Genomic DNA, 15,362 nt, shown 5'->3' with positions numbered 1-15,362 from the left:
TCAGTAGGAGTTTAAAATTAATATGGAGTAGTGAATTGATTACAAATTGAATGTAGAATATAAAACACGCCCACGTAAAGAAGTTACAATAATAATGACCAATGATTTAGATACGTCGTCAAAGAGTGAGCTTAAAAAGTTGACTATACTAACAAAGAGGGAGTACTGTTATGGAAAAAGTTTTGAAGGATGGTAAACTTTATTCTCTCATAGAATTTAGGGACAAAATCTATGAGGATTTAGATTTATCAAAAAGTGACTTAACCACTTTATTGTGTGCGATATTGATTGCATCTATTGGTTTGAATATGAATTCTATTCCAACAATTATAGGGGCAATGTTGATTTCTCCATTGATGACACCTATCCTTGGAGTAGGTTTTGCGTTAGCAATATTAGATACAAAACTTCTCAAAAAATCGTTTAAAGTTCTTTTTATTCAAGTTGCAGTAAGCCTCTTAGCCTCTACACTTTATTTTTTAATTTCGCCCATTTCTTATGCAAGTACGGAAATTATTGCTAGAACTTCGCCCACAATTTGGGACGTTGTAATAGCATTCGTCGGTGGATTAGCCGGCATTATTGGAGCACGAAAGAAAGAAGCTAATAACATTGTTCCTGGTGTCGCCATTGCAACTGCTCTTATGCCACCTGTTTGTACCGTGGGGTATTCTATTGCCACAGGAAATCTTGAGTATATGATAGGGGCGTCATATTTGTTCTCCATTAACTGCAGTTTTATTATGATTGCTACATATATTGGCACTAATGTGATGATGGTTAATAATCCTTATGTTAAACATAATCGTGAAGCCTCTAAAATGCGAAAAATATTAATTCTAGTCTCGCTTGTTCTTATTATTCCAAGTTTAGCTTCTGCAACTACCTTAGTTAGAGATACGCTAATCAATGAGTCTATCAATAATTATCTATCTGATCAATTTGAAAACCATACTATTTTGAAAAAGAAATATAGTAAAGAAAATAATACACTAAAGCTAACCATTTCAGGTAAATATCTTTCAGAAGCTGAGTTACAAGGTATCATTAACAAACAAAATGAATATGGTTTGAAAAATATCTCGATTCAGGTTTCACAATTAACAAATAATAGATTAACTGAAAAAGAATTAGTCGACTACATCATTCAATATAAAAACGATGATGATCTTCAACAAATAGAAAAGGATAAGTAAAAAGAATCCCCAAATAACAACAAGTAATGTGAGATATTAATTTGATAAGCATAAGAAACCGTTGAAAAGTATTGTCACTAGTAGTCCATAGGAGAAAATAGCAATGAAAAAAGTAATGATAATTATTAATCCAACTTCTGGAGGAGAAACAGCATTAGATTATAAAGAGATCTTGGAGAATAAGGCTAAAGAGTATTTTGATTATGTTGAAACTAAGATTACGCAAAAAGCCAAAGATGCAACTCAATTTGCTGAAAAAGCCTCTAAAGAAAAATATGATGCAGTAATTGTTTTTGGTGGAGACGGTACTGTAAATGAGGTTATTTCAGGGATTGCTGAAAAAAATCACATCCCAAAACTTGGGATTATTCCTGGTGGAACTGGTAATTTAATCACTAAGCTATTAGAAATCAACCAAAGTATTGATCAAGCGATTGAAGAACTTGACTTCAATTTTACTAAAACCATTGATGTTGGAAAAGCTAATCAAAATTATTTTGGCTATATTTTTAGTGTTGGATCTTTACCAGAAGCTATTCATAACGTTGATATTGAAGATAAAACAAAGTACGGTATCTTTGCATATGCAATCAATACGATGAAGTCCGTTGTAGAAGACGATGTATTTAATGTTCGTATTGAAAGCGAAAATGGCAATTATGAAGGTGAAGCTAGTCAGGTCTTAGTTCTTCTATCTAATTACTATGCAGACAAAAAACTATTTGATGAAAATACAGATGGATATGGAAATATCTTGATTTTAAAAGATGCATCCATCATTTCTAAATTATCGACTATCCCAGATTTGTTAAAAGGGGATCTAGTAGGTAACGATAATATCGAATATATCAAAGCGCGTAATATTAGGATTTCTTCAGAGGTTGAGTTAGAGTCAGATGTTGATGGAGACAAATCGGATAATCTGCCAGTAGATATAAAAATACTAGGGAACCATATCGAAGTATTCTCAGGCACCAAAGTATAGTTTTTTCCCTTCTACTTCTCCAACAAAAAAGTTTTAAATTATATAAGTTACTGCATCAGCAACAATAATAGTCCTGTCCTTTTTGAAGTTAGGATATAAGTCAAAGGTAAATAAATTACCTTTAATATACAGAGTTAAGGCGTCTTTTGATTCATGTCTAAAAACTTTTCGGAAGCATCAACTGTGATGGTAGTTTTCGAGCATAACAAAAAGTAGTGAAGAGATTCCATCGTCGGAATTTTCTTCACTACTTTTTTAGTCTGTCTAGTGCTCTTTCTTACACCATGTTAAAACTAAAGCTTCCACTGCTCAATCAACCAATCCGAAAAAGCGTCATATCTTTTTTGGAGATGGTCATGATGTCCGTAGGGGTCAAATGCTGAATAAGTAGACACGCTCTGTTTTTTGATAAGTTCATGCACTTCTTTGGCATAACTAGGAGCTTTGGCCAATCTATTCTTATGATTAGCCCCCTCGGTCAAACCGTTACGTAAATAGACCGAGCAAGACTTATTGATGGGCTGGTGGGCTTTGCAGTAAGCTACAAAATTTGGATACCAGAAGGATCCACAAATGGAGAAGATCAAAGGCATCTTATCACTGCTATAAAGACTGGAAATAGCAGCCAAACCACCCAGCGAATAGCCTCCGTAAGCCATGCGACTTTCATCCAGTCGAAACTCTTGTGCGATGCTTTTGAAAATATGGCCAAATAGATGGTCATGATAGCTGGCTAGCTTACCGCCAAAATCAGGGCTTCCAGGTCTCAGAGCCTGAGCCTGCCAAGGCGTAAAATCATCCAAGCGATTCTGAGGTTCAAGCCCAACCAGGATAACAGAATCTGCGATTTTTCCCAGATACTCAAGCTGCCCATCGTTCAAAAAAACAACTGGATAAGCCTTCTTGAAATCATAAGACTCAGGAAGGGCAACCGTAACCTGAATGTCATGGCAGACAAAGTCTTTATTTATTAACAAAGTCATTAACCTTTTCAAGAGAATCAATCACAGATGGACCGTAATCCATAAGCTCATCATAAGAAATAGTCATGATTTTCTTGTTTTTAACGGCTGGAACATTTTCAAGAACAGCGTTCTTTTCCATCTTGTCTGTTGCTTCCTTGTCCATGGCCTTATTACGGTCACTGGTTACATAGATAATCAATTCTGGTTCCATTGACACGAGATTTTCCAGAGTCAAATCTGATGTTCCTGTCGCAACATTGGTATAACCAAGCTGATTGAGCATGCTTTCTTGAAGGGCAGATTTGTAAGTTCCAAAGGTCTCATCGTTGTAGGCACACATGATAAGAGCCTTCTTCAAGTCTTTGTCAGAAGACTTGTTTTTCTTTTTAACAGCGTCGATACGCTTTTGAAGTTGTCCCGCATACTTGTCTGCCTTGTCTTGGACGTTGAAAATGTCACCAATATTTTTAACATCTTCGATGATATTATTCAAATCTTGTTTGGTTGTTGAGACAGAAGCTTTTTGGGTATAAACAGGAATGTCGTTGCTGTTCCATGTGCTGATGGTTCCCATTGACTTGTCTGAGAACATCATATTACGACCAATAAGAGCATCTGGTCCGTAAGCCAAGATGGCTTCTTGAGAAATTGTTTTCTTATCACCGATATGTGGGATTGAAGCAATGTCATCCTTATATTTATCGGTTACTTCATTGTCAGGGTTAAGCATACCGACAATTTTGTCTTTCAAACCAAGCTCAATCAAGATTTCAGTTGATGAAAGGTTATTGGTGATAACCTTTTCTGGTGCCTTTTTGAAGACTTGATCTAGCTCAGTTCCTTTATCGTCATAAGTTTTGACAGTCAAAGGATACTGGGTTTCTGACTTGGTCTTTTTCACCGTTTCTTTTGCTGATGATGACGATGATGTGCTGTTTTTATATGTAGAACTGCATGCTGTCAATGTGAGGACTGCTGCAGCGATTAATGCGATACGAAATGTTTTCTTGTTCATAAGGCCTTCCTTTCCTAGGCTTATAAATACTGAATCATTGCCTGCTGGTCATCTGTCCAAGTAATACGACTCTGAACATCATAAACCGCCTGCAAGGATTGTGGGGTTACGGCATCCCTTGGGACACCTTGGGCAACAATCTCACCCCCTTTCATTAAGTAGATATAATCTGAAAAACGACAGGCCAATTGAATATCGTGGAGAACTGCCAGAACATTAATGCCGAGTTCCTTGACCAGGGCCAACATCTCCAACTGATACTTAATGTCCAAATGATTAGTAGGCTCATCCAATAAAAGGAGTTTAGGTTCCTGAGCCAAGGCACGCGCCAGGATGACTCTTTGTTTTTCGCCACCTGATAAGGACGAATAATAGCGGGCCTTCTTTTCAGACATGCCAACCTTGTCTAGGGCATCCTGAACGAGGACGTAATCTCGCTCCGATTCTTTTTGCAGAAAGGAAAGATGAGGCGTTCGGCCAAGCATGACAATTTCTTCCACCGTACAATCAAATTGAAGGGTGTTAAACTGTGTCACAACGGCCATTTCTTTTGCAGTTTCCTTTAGGCTTACCTGGTCTAGGGATTTTCCATCAAGAAAAATCTGACCGCTATCTGGTTTCAACTGGCGGTAAATGGTTTTGAGCAAGGTTGATTTGCCACTCCCATTTGGTCCCAGTATGGTCTGGAATTGCCCACCTTTAACCTCTAGAGAGACACCGTTTAATATTTTTTTCTCTCCAATCGAATAATGAATATCCTGACACTTTACATCCATAAGTCTAAACCACCTTTCTACGATTTTTAGTCACAATATAAATAAAGAAAGGTGCACCAACTAAGGCAGTAAAGATACCGATCGGTAGCTCTGCATTTTTAACGAGGATTCTAGCCAAGACGTCTGCCCAAACCACAAACAAGGAACCTAAGAGCGTTGCCACCGGGAAAAGCTTACGATAGTTAGTCCCGACTAAACTTCTAGCAATATGAGGGGTAATCAAGCCGACAAAACCGATAATCCCACAGCTAGCAACCAAGACGGCCGTTATGATCGCAACAATGACAATATAAAGATACCAGTAGAGTTTAAGTGGAATCCCTAAAGTCAAAGCTGCTTCATCTCCCATCATCATGGCATTGAAGACACGATACTGAGTTGAGAAAAAAAGAAAGGCCAAACCAACTACTAGTGCTGGAAGCAGCAAATCTGACCAAGATGTTCCTGTCAATGAACCCATGGTCCAAAACTTAATGGTCATGACACTGTCTGCAGTCGCTCCAATAGAGATTATAAAATTAGCAAAGGCAATAAAGAGGGCATTGACAACCGTTCCAGATAAAATCAGGCCAGATGTGGTCACTCTCCCCTGCATAGAGGCAATGATTAGGACAAGAATCGTCGCTAGGATAGCCCCCACAAAGGCACCCAAGCCTACCACAGCCTTAAGGCCTAAAATGATGGCCAAGGTTGCTCCAAAAGTTGCCCCTGCCGAGATTCCCAGGATATAGGGTTCGGCAATCGGATTATTGACGGTTGACTGCATGACACTCCCAGACATGGAAAGACCTGCACCAACTATTAACCCTAGGAGAACCCTAGGAACTCGCATATTCCAGATAATAGCTTCAAGTGGCTTGGCTATGCTATGACTGGCAATCGGAAGCCCCAATTTACTGGAGATGACACCATAGGTATCACCTATATCTATAGTGACCGCCCCTAAAGACACTGCTACAAAAACTGACGCTACTAGTAAAAGTAGAAGCAAACAGAGCAGGCTTAGGTAGCGGGAAAAAACAAGGTGTTTTGTTTTTTTAAAAGGCATTAGCACCTCCTTTCCACCTGTAATGTCAGAAAATTTTGACAATACCTTTCTAGTATAACATGCCTCAAAAAGATGGGCAAGGTCATTTGAGTGGAAAAAAAGAGCAGTCATTGAACTACTCTTGGGAATTATAACTAACTGAAGCAATGAAAATCAAGCCAGCTTAGGATTTCACTTTCTCCATACTGCTACTTGCAATTTTCATGGCAAGAAGAATTATCAACACCTTAATCACAAGGGACAACCAAAGGCTCTCCGCTGATGACAGTTGCGATAAAGCATTGATAAGCGCATGTGTCATCACACAAAGCCAAAGACTTCTGGTGTTTGTATAAATGGCGGATAAGATGAAACAATTGCTTAATAAGCCTAGCAAGAAAGGCAATAAATGAATCGTGGCCAGAGACCCATCAATGTAAAAATAGAGGATATGCCATAGTGACCAAGCCAAAAATGTAAAGAGCGTGGACACTAGATAGGTCAACTTTTCTTGCAAAGCAGGCTGGAAAAAATAGCGCCAACCGATTTCTTCGATACCACCAAAGACAAGGGCTTTGCAAAATAAGATAATGGGGAGATACCAAGCCTGAATAATCATCCCTCCACTCAAGACAAGTGGTAAAAAATCCAAACCTAAAAAAATGAGGACTAAGAAATAGTTACTAAGAGGCTGTTTGACTTGGAAAAAATCTCTGACAAGTTGTTTAAAACTAGAGTGATGATAGCGGATGCTAACATAGCCTCCCCAAATGGCTGATGACAAGCCACCTAAGATAAGGGTAAAGAGGCCAATTGGAGTTCCATAATCAACCCTAACTCCTCCTACTCTTAGCAACCAAACAAGGAGACTGACCAGTAAAATCTGTCCAAAGGTCCCCGCCAGATAAAACGACAAGGCTTCTTTTCTTTTCATATCTTGCTTCCTTTTCTTGCCTATAAAAAACCTTCTTCTCACGCTGAGCTAGTCCATATCCACCCATTTGTCATTGTCCATGATAAAGGGTTTGGCTAGACCTGGTCCGGTATAGTCCTTGTACTTGGTTGTGAGATACTTGTAGCAATCTTTCTTGTTAGCAAATTTTATGGCTTGGTAGGGCTCTTCGAAGGTCAATTTTTCGACAAATAAGTAACCATCTGTCGTAGGAACTAAGACGCCGACGTGACCGACAAAAAGGGAATCGCCATCCAGATTATCGTGGACAACGACCGACAGCATACGTGCCTTGTCATCAAAGGTGAATTGCTTATAGTAATCCTCCATATGCTTGGCGTGAACCTTGACATCTTGGGTGGCCTCAGTCTTGACCCTTGAAAAAAGAATCTCAAAATTTTCCTGATCCTTGGCATCAAAGAGCTTGCCCTTGTCAATAGCGTCCTTATCTTGGAAAAGGAGCTCAGTATCATTTTTGACTTGTGGAATCTTGATTTTGCCTTTCAGGAGCGTATAGGTGTTGATACGACAGTTGGTGCCGATAAAGTCACCATGCTTGGCTGTCCACAGGCTACTTATTTTTTCCACATCATAGTCTGTTTTGGTAAATGGTGCAAAATCCCCAGAAAGTCCAACAGAACCCACAGTATCATTGTAATCTCTAACCAGATTGGTAAAGTTATCCACACTCCCCTTGTCTAAATGTTTCGAGAGAATGGAACGCACCTCATTGAGACTGGCCTTGCTATTAAGGTTGGAGTAGCTTGGTTTTTCCTCCTTTTTGTGGATATGTGCAAAAACTGCTAAACCAACGAGTAATAGGCTAGCGATAGATAGAAGTATTAGCGTCTGTTTTTTCAAATGTTTCATAGGCGCCTCCTTGGCTTCATTATACCAGATTTTGCTGACTACTCATTCTCAAGATACTTATCCACAAGAAAAAGCCTTGTTGCTAAGGCTTTAGATTGAGGACAAAGGCTTTTTAGTCTCCAAACCATCACTTGCCATTCACAATATTGGCAAAGGCTTCTTGGATGTCCTTATTATTGGTAGGGTACATGTAATACATGTTTTCAGGATTTCCCTGATTTTGCATGGAAACTAGGACCACTGGTTGACCTTTATGAATGGTGAAATGGTAGAGAATCATGGCAGAACCTGAATACCCGTAGCTATCCACGATGAGATAGTCCGCTGTCCCTGTACCATCTTCGGAAAAGGCAACGTCTACCTTTTGTTGGTTGGTCATTGGAGCATTTTGTTCTGTCTTTTCACCTACAATGATGCGGTTATTTTTGGCAAAAGACATGGCACCAAAGAAGTCATCACTTCCGTTAGGTATTAGTCTTCTATAACTTTCTTGATTCATCTTGTGACCAAACTCTACCATGTAACTAGCAAGCTTAGCGGCCTTGTCACTATTCCAAAGGGCTGTCATATTGGTCTGGCTAGATTGACCAGACTGACTCTTGCTTTTCACTCTGTAATAGGACGTGTAAACCACTCCCGGCCCTCCAGATTCTGGAATTTGAACCAGACGATCTGTGTCTTTGACAGAATTGTCTGGAGACGGTGCCGCTTGGTTGGCTGGCACAGGCACAAAAGGATTAACCCCATGTCCTGGACCATTGTCCGCAAAATAAAACATAGGCTGACCGTTAAAATCTTTAACGACAGTCTTGCCATCAGTACTTCCTGTCTCTTCAGACTTTGTGAGCCCTGACTTGGTAATGGTCACAACATGACCGCCGTCAGAAACCCAGTCACCTTCGATGCTTGAAAAATCACCATTTCGAATGGCTTCCACATCCATAGCAGGCGTTTTTGCTTCCGATGAGGCACTCTGACTTTGAGAACTAGAGCTTGAAGACGAGTCAGACGCTTTGGAACTCGATTGTTTAGACTTGTCTGAGGAAGACGTTTGGCCAGTTTGACTGCCTGACGAAGCTACCGCAAGGGATGACGTCTGTTGCGCTTGTGAATGATGAGAATGCCAAGCAAAAATGGCACCACCACCAAGAAGCGTCATACAAGAAACTGCAAGAACTGACGCTGCGACCTTATGAGTCACAATAGACTGACTTAAGGTTTGCCAAAAGCCCTTCTTAGATGCTAACAATAAGCTCTCTACTTCTGCTCGATTGGCCAAGAGACTACCATTTTGTATCGCCTCGTCAACCTCTGTCATCTTTGGGCGACGTCCATAAATCTTTATAAAATAGGTTAACCATTCTTCTGCTTTCATCTCATCTCCTTTTTGAAGCGTAATACTTTTATTTTAGCATAAAACGGGGATTCTGGTTGACTAGTTCGAAAAGAAAAAAACTGCAAGCAAGCAGCCGCAGTCGGTGTATAAGCATAGTACTTATTTCTGAGTATTGCCAAGTTTTTTAAAGTAAGTATAGCCCAGATAGAAAAAGAAAAGCGCTAAAAGAATAAAGAAACCCATGACGAGTTTGGTCCCACCTAATTGATAGGCAATGTAAACAAAAGTATTAACCTTAAGCTTACCACCCGTTTTTTCCAATAGCGAAAGGCTCTGTGAGTAATAGTGACCAAGCCAAATAGCTCCTAGCCCTAATAACGGATAAATAATGACACCCAAGATAGGGTTCTTTTTTAACAAATTATCTAACATACATCCCCCAATTTTTTTAATGCTATAGTAATAGCTTACCAAAGAATGACTAGAAAAGCAAAGTGCCTCCCATTGCACAAAAATCAAAAGGAACCGAGCCAAGAAGCTGGTTCCATTGTAAATCTAAAAGACGACACGTGTTCCATGAACTTGCTCAAGACCAGGTAAGGCAAGAAATTGGTCACGATTAGCCACGGAGATACCACCTCCTGCTAAAATATCCAACTGACCGTCTGCTAGCTGAACCAATTCTGCATAACGTTTCAAGCGTAAGTCTAGAGCAGTCTCAGGAGTTCCAGCACGGGTGAGAAGACGCGTCGCACCGTGGTCCTTAAGCCACTGAATAGCACTAGGCTGAGCTGCTTTAGGGATTTGGTCAAAGGCCATATGCATGGTGACCTCTAGGTCTCGACTAGCATCTAACAAGGTCTTTAGAGCTTCTGTATCGAGTTGGTTTTCTGAAGTCAAAGCACCTAGTGCAAAGCCGTCAACACCCAATTCGCGCGCACACTTGATATCTTCTAGCATGATAGCTAATTCCTGCTGGCTATAGACAAAGTCGCCCCCTCGTGGACGAATCATCACAATCACCTTAGCCTGATAATCCTTGGCCAACTCAACAGCCGCCTTTATGACACCATAAGAAGGCGTCGTGCCTCCAACAGCCAGATTATCACACAACTCCACGCGTTGAGCACCGGCTTTAAAGGCTTTTTCTAAATTAGTGACATTCTCTGCACAAAATTCATATATTGGCATACTGAACCTCCAATTAGTTGTAGTAGCAAGGGGATTGACTATCAGTTTCTCTTTTGATAACCCCATAACACTATAGCAAATGATAGCAATTGCCATAGAAGGATTCTCACAATCTGCAAACTATCTGCTTCAGAATTTGAAACCACATGAACTAGATTCGAAGCAAGATTGTTGAAAAAATGATCTCCTAACCCAAACCATAAGGAACCCGTCATTTTGTAGAGTAAGGACCATTTGATACTCATCATTCCCGCTAAGATAACATAGCCAATGCCCATGACGATGAGGTTTACGAGTGACGACTCTCCTTGAAGATAATCTCTTAAGGGCATTACCAAGTGCCATATTCCAAATAGGAAGGCTATAAAGAATAGACTCTTGCGGTACGAAATCCCTTCAAGAATTTTTGTGAAAAGGCCACGAAAAACTCCTTCTTCCATCCATACGTTTATCAGGTTAAACACCACACTTGAGAGAATAAGTAAGATTCCTGCTTGAGATACTTTTTCGTTTGTTAAGGAAAAACCACTGGCGTAAAACGATAAGTGAACATTGCCATGAAGAAACAAGAGAACAATGCACTCAACTGTATATGCAAAGACGGAACACACTAAGCCAAAGAGTAGCCCCTTCCCTATACCACTCACTATTCCGTCAGGACTGAAACCAATATCTTTCCATCTTAAATTACAAATTGAAAGGACTCCCCACAGTAGAAAAATTCCAAAAAGCTTATGTAAAAAATTCTCAGATAAGAAGGTTTCATCCGTCCTAATATAGAAGTATTCAATTAGCCTTGCTACTGAGCAGATAACAAATATAATTGAACAACTTAAAATAGGTTTCTTTATTAGTTGATTTAGCATATCTTCCTTTCAAATAAGTCTATTATAAAAGTTAATTCAATATTTCACTCAGTCCAATTCCTTCTCTAGTTCTTTTAGAAAGGTGATTAAAAATTGATGGCGACTTTCTGCCATTTGTTTGGCAGTCTCCGTGTTCATTTCATCTTTTAAGAGGAGCAACTTGTCGTGGAAATGTTGGACGGTATCAGTAAGGGGTCTCCCTTTGTGGCCACCATAGGAAAAAGTTCGCGCAATTCCAACAGCTCCTATCGCATCCAGGCGGTCTGCATCCTGGACAATCTTGCCTTCTAACGATTCTGGATGTTTACCGCGATTTTTGCTGAAAGAAACAGCATTGATAACCCGACAAATCTGGTCGATTTGCTTTTTAGGAGCACCAATCTCTTCTAGAAACATGCGAGCATTCGCATTATTCTCTGTTTGAAACAATTTATAATCATCAGCATCGTGAAGAAGAGCTGACAAGCCCACTATCTCCAGATCACATGGACCTTCTGCTTGTGCGATTCTCATAGCATTGGTATAGACGCGAAGGGTATGCGCCACATCATGGCCATCCGCTCGATCAGCAAATAAGGTTTTAACATACTGCTTAGCAGCAAGAATTCGTTCTTCGATCATCGTTCTTGTCCTTTGTATAATCTGTGCACAGTTCTATCTATTCATTTGAACTAGTAATGGAGAGGTGCAGTTTACTTAAAAACCGCCTCTCAGCGATTACTACTTCCTCTTTTGTGGAAAAAGCGGGAGACCAAGTTTGGCAATCTTTTCCGCTGGGGTCTTCATGCCATCCTTGACCCATTTGGAAATCACTGAAACAATAGCCGAGCTCCAGAAGGAATTGAGGTAACTACCAGCACCATTTGATGAGCTACCATTTCGTTTTTCCAAAAAATCATAAACTGCCTTGGTCAATACCTGCTCAAAATTATAATCAATGGCAAGACTGATGATTTTGGCTTCTTTTTTGACTTCTTTAAGGAGATAAACCCAGACCTGATAGAGATCAGTCTTAAGATTATAGCCGTCCAAAGACTTAGTAATCTTTGCAATGCTAGACTCAAAAATAGATTTCAAAATCTCTTCCTTAGAACCATAATTGCGATAAAAGGCAGCACGAGATACACCCGCACGCTCAACCAGTTCCGATATGGTAATCTTTTTAAAGTCTTTTTTCTCCAACAATTGCAGGAGAGAAATTTCAATGGATTCTCGTGTAATTGCTTTGTTTTCTTGGTTAAATCGTTTGAGATTTTCCAAGGATTTCTCTGAGATTTTTCTTTCTGCCATAACATTCACTTTCTATCTGTCACACCTGATGAGATCTGCTTTGATAGCAAAGCACTTCATGATAAAATTGTAAAAGAAGACAAATAACTTGTCAATGTACATTATGCAGATATGAGGTGTAACCTATGAAATGGAAAATTATTGCGGATTCAGGCTGTGACTACCGTTCTTTGGACAATCTGGCACCAGATACGGAGTTTGTCAGTGTTCCTTTGACTATCCAAGTGGGCGAGACCATTTACAGGGATGATATCCAACTCAATATTGATCAAATGATGGAGGAAATGTATGCGACTACGACTGCTTCTAAGTCTGCCTGTCCGAGTCCTGATGATTATATGAAATCCTTTGAAGGAGCGGACAATATCGTCGTCGTGACGATCACTGGAACCCTTTCTGGTAGCTACAATAGTGCTGAAATCGCTAAGAAAATTTATCTGGAAGAGCGTCCTGATACTAAGATTCACGTGATTGATAGCCTGTCAGCTGGTGGTGAGGTCGACCTTATCGTTCGTAAACTCAATCACTTAGTCGCTGAAGGCCTTGATTTTGACCAAGTCGTTAATGCTATCACAAGCTACAAGTCTAAAACCAAGTTGCTCTTTGTCTTGGCAAAGGTCGATAATTTGGTGAAGAATGGTCGTCTAAGTAAACTAGTTGGCACCGTTGTTGGACTCCTCAATATCCGTATGGTCGGTGAAGCTAGTAAGACAGGTACTCTTGAGTTGCTTCAAAAAGCCAGAGGTCAAAAGAAAGCTATCAAAGCTGCCTTTGATGAACTCCTCAAGGCTGGTTATGCTGGAGGCCACATTACGATTGCCCACCGCAACAATGAAAAATTTATCGAGCAATTCTCTGAATTGGTTCGTGAAAAATTTGCCCAAGCAAGCATCGAAGTCCTTCCTACTTCTGGACTCTGTAGTTTTTATGCTGAAGAAGGCGGACTCCTTATGGGGTATGAAATTTAAGAAGACATTGAAAAGAGGCTGGACTACATGTTCGGTCTTTTAAAAATCAGATTATGCTATTTGATAATCAGCAGAATAGGATTTTAAAACTAAAAATTCTTTCTTGATAATCCAACGTAATCGCTTTCACCACCCACTTCATTTATGGTAAGATGGAAGTGACGCATTAGTATCATATGCTTATCAATTTAAATACCCTTATTAAACATGGAGATAGTTTATGAAACAGAAACATTCACATTTTCTAATCCCTGGGATCCTTCTTCTAGGGATTGTTTTGCGGGCCCCGTTCACAACCTTGTCTACGGTCTTATCAGACATTGCTTCTGGTCTAGGCGTTGAGGTCAGTTCTCTCGGTCTCTTGACAAGTCTGCCTCTCTTGACCTTTGCGATATTCTCTCCTTTTGCGGCTAGCTGGGCCAAACGCTTTGGTATTGAAAGACTCTTCCTCGGTGTTTTAATTGTGATGACACTTGGTTCTGCTTTGCGTACCTTCAATCTTCCCCTCCTTTATGTGGGGACGCTTTTAGTCGGAGCTGGGATTGCCTTTATCAACGTCCTTCTCCCAAGCCTCATCCAAGCTAATGAGCCAAATCAGTTAGGATTCTTAACCACACTCTACATTACAGCCATGGGCTTGTCCACAGCTGTGGCTTCATCGGTAGCCGTTCCAATCACTAAGGCAACCTCATGGCAATGCTTGGTCTGGGTATTGACAGCAGTCTGTGCCCTGGCTCTTGTAGTTTGGCTTCCTAATGTCCGTCACAATCATTACTTAGAACAAGAAACTTCTACCAGCGAAAATTCAGGCAGTTGGTATAAGAGTGGCAAAGTCTGGGCCATCATGATTTTCGGTGGATTACAGTCACTCTTCTTCTATACCACTATCACTTGGCTTCCAACCATGGCTACACAAGCCGGTGTCGGCGAAGCCAATGCCGGAATTCTAGCTTCCGTTTTCACACTGACGAGTATTCCATTCTCTATGATTGTTCCTAGCCTAATCACGAAACTTTCTGATCGCAACCGCCATTTGATGCTAGTGGCTACCGTCCTAGCAGGACTTATCGGAGTGGCTATGCTTCTAGTCAATACAGACAGCTTTGTGTATTGGTTAGTCCTTAACCTCTTAATCGGAAGTTCTGCTAGTGTCCTATTCCCTTACATGATGGTTGCCTTTTCAATGAAGGCTAGCACGCCTGAAAAAACAGCCCAACTATCAGGTTTAGCCCAAACCGGAGGCTATATCTTTGCAGCCCTTGGTCCAGTCTTGTTCGGTTCAAGCAAACAACTCTTTAACTCTTGGACCCCTGCTGTTTTAATTCTTCTTGTCTTGACCATAATCATGGGAATTGCCCTTTACAAAGTTGAAAAAACAGACGTTATTTTGTAAGAGAAAAACTAATAAAAGAAAATGCCCCACAAGTTGTAGCTTGTGGGGTGTTATTGTTTTACGAAAACCACTAGCTGTGCTAGTGGTTCCGAAAAGCTTTTAGCGATGTATCAAAAAAGTCCCCCTAAAGTGTTATATTAGATAAGGTTTCCCGACCGCTAACTAATATACAAAAGGAGGACCCCTGATGAGACAGGATAATAATAGTTTAGCACATACTACATGGAATTGTAAGTATCATATTGTGTTCGCACCCAAATATCGACGTCAGATAATTTATGGGAAATACAAAGCAAGTATTGGTCAAATCTTACGATTATTATGCGAAAGAAAAGGTGTTGAAATTCATGAAGCAGAAGCTTGCCCAGATCATATTCACATGTTGGTGAGTATACCACCGAAACTAAGTATTTCCTCATTTATGGGATATTTAAAGGGCAAAAGTAGCTTAATGATATTTGATCGACACGCTAATTTAAAGTATAAATATGGGAATCGCAAATTTTGGTGTCGAGGGTTTTATGTTGATACG

General features: G+C 40.2%; 17 protein-coding genes. 5 read left to right on the top strand and 12 right to left on the bottom strand.

Features of this window, described 5'->3' with window-relative positions:
- Positions 1 to 170 precede the first annotated feature (170 nt).
- Entirely contained in the window at positions 171 to 1,196 is a 1,026-nt protein-coding gene (locus tag ADH51_RS03155) for a DUF389 domain-containing protein (protein WP_048674341.1), read from the top strand.
- Between the two features lie 103 nt (positions 1,197 to 1,299).
- Complete coding sequence (locus tag ADH51_RS03150; protein ID WP_002886150.1) at positions 1,300 to 2,181, top strand: diacylglycerol/lipid kinase family protein; 882 nt, start codon at positions 1,300 to 1,302, stop codon at positions 2,179 to 2,181.
- A gap of 293 nt (positions 2,182 to 2,474) precedes the next feature.
- Here the strand turns inward: ADH51_RS03150 and ADH51_RS03145 are convergent, their stop codons facing one another.
- From ADH51_RS03145 to ADH51_RS03090, 12 genes are all read right to left on the bottom strand, one after another.
- Entirely contained in the window at positions 2,475 to 3,164 is a 690-nt protein-coding gene (locus ADH51_RS03145) for an alpha/beta hydrolase-fold protein (RefSeq protein WP_037611460.1), read from the bottom strand.
- Positions 3,145 to 4,161: an ABC transporter substrate-binding protein gene (locus tag ADH51_RS03140; protein WP_002885936.1), complete on the bottom strand. Its 1,017-nt coding sequence runs from the start codon at positions 4,159 to 4,161 to the stop codon at positions 3,145 to 3,147. The genes ADH51_RS03145 and ADH51_RS03140 overlap by 20 nt, the downstream gene beginning before the upstream one ends.
- Before the next feature lie 20 nt (positions 4,162 to 4,181).
- Positions 4,182 to 4,937, bottom strand: a complete 756-nt coding sequence (locus ADH51_RS03135) for an ABC transporter ATP-binding protein (RefSeq protein ID WP_002886099.1) — start codon at positions 4,935 to 4,937, stop codon at positions 4,182 to 4,184.
- Positions 4,938 to 4,941: 4 nt separating this feature from the next.
- Entirely contained in the window at positions 4,942 to 5,985 is a 1,044-nt protein-coding gene (locus ADH51_RS03130; RefSeq protein ID WP_048674436.1) for a FecCD family ABC transporter permease, read from the bottom strand.
- 163 nt (positions 5,986 to 6,148) lie between these two features.
- On the bottom strand, positions 6,149 to 6,898 hold the full coding sequence (locus tag ADH51_RS03125) for a CPBP family intramembrane glutamic endopeptidase (RefSeq protein WP_048674338.1): 750 nt from the start codon (positions 6,896 to 6,898) through the stop codon (positions 6,149 to 6,151).
- 48 nt (positions 6,899 to 6,946) lie between these two features.
- On the bottom strand, positions 6,947 to 7,786 hold the full coding sequence (locus ADH51_RS03120; protein WP_048674336.1) for a DUF4300 family protein: 840 nt from the start codon (positions 7,784 to 7,786) through the stop codon (positions 6,947 to 6,949).
- Between the two features lie 127 nt (positions 7,787 to 7,913).
- Entirely contained in the window at positions 7,914 to 9,161 is a 1,248-nt protein-coding gene (locus tag ADH51_RS03115; protein WP_048674333.1) for a DUF4767 domain-containing protein, read from the bottom strand.
- A gap of 120 nt (positions 9,162 to 9,281) precedes the next feature.
- Positions 9,282 to 9,554: a hypothetical protein gene (locus ADH51_RS03110; protein WP_048674331.1), complete on the bottom strand. Its 273-nt coding sequence runs from the start codon at positions 9,552 to 9,554 to the stop codon at positions 9,282 to 9,284.
- 123 nt (positions 9,555 to 9,677) lie between these two features.
- Positions 9,678 to 10,313: a copper homeostasis protein CutC gene (locus ADH51_RS03105; protein ID WP_048674329.1), complete on the bottom strand. Its 636-nt coding sequence runs from the start codon at positions 10,311 to 10,313 to the stop codon at positions 9,678 to 9,680.
- Between the two features lie 41 nt (positions 10,314 to 10,354).
- Positions 10,355 to 11,179, bottom strand: coding sequence for a CPBP family intramembrane glutamic endopeptidase (locus ADH51_RS03100; protein ID WP_048674328.1), 825 nt, complete (start codon positions 11,177 to 11,179; stop codon positions 10,355 to 10,357).
- Positions 11,180 to 11,227: 48 nt separating this feature from the next.
- Positions 11,228 to 11,800 (bottom strand): HD domain-containing protein, encoded by a 573-nt coding sequence (locus ADH51_RS03095; protein WP_048674325.1) that lies wholly within the window; start codon positions 11,798 to 11,800, stop codon positions 11,228 to 11,230.
- 99 nt (positions 11,801 to 11,899) lie between these two features.
- Entirely contained in the window at positions 11,900 to 12,469 is a 570-nt protein-coding gene (locus ADH51_RS03090) for a TetR/AcrR family transcriptional regulator (protein ID WP_037603958.1), read from the bottom strand.
- A gap of 125 nt (positions 12,470 to 12,594) precedes the next feature.
- Here ADH51_RS03090 and ADH51_RS03085 point away from each other — a divergent pair, with 125 nt between their 5' ends.
- The 3 genes from ADH51_RS03085 to tnpA form a co-directional block, all read left to right on the top strand.
- Positions 12,595 to 13,437 carry a DegV family protein gene (locus ADH51_RS03085; protein ID WP_048674323.1) on the top strand — a complete coding sequence of 281 codons (843 nt, stop codon included), beginning with the start codon at positions 12,595 to 12,597 and terminating at the stop codon, positions 13,435 to 13,437.
- A 220-nt stretch (positions 13,438 to 13,657) separates the two neighbouring features.
- Positions 13,658 to 14,830 carry a CynX/NimT family MFS transporter gene (locus tag ADH51_RS03080; RefSeq protein ID WP_048674321.1) on the top strand — a complete coding sequence of 391 codons (1,173 nt, stop codon included), beginning with the start codon at positions 13,658 to 13,660 and terminating at the stop codon, positions 14,828 to 14,830.
- A 187-nt stretch (positions 14,831 to 15,017) separates the two neighbouring features.
- The coding region (gene tnpA / locus ADH51_RS03075) for an IS200/IS605 family transposase (protein WP_048674319.1) at positions 15,018 to 15,362 on the top strand (345 nt) is incomplete at its 3' end.

The organism is Streptococcus sp. 449_SSPC, from assembly GCF_001073005.1.
In the GTDB taxonomy this organism is placed as follows: Bacteria; Bacillota; Bacilli; order Lactobacillales; family Streptococcaceae; genus Streptococcus; species Streptococcus salivarius_F.
Note: the sequence above shows the minus strand (reverse complement) of the source record. Positions and strands in the feature narration are given on the sequence as shown.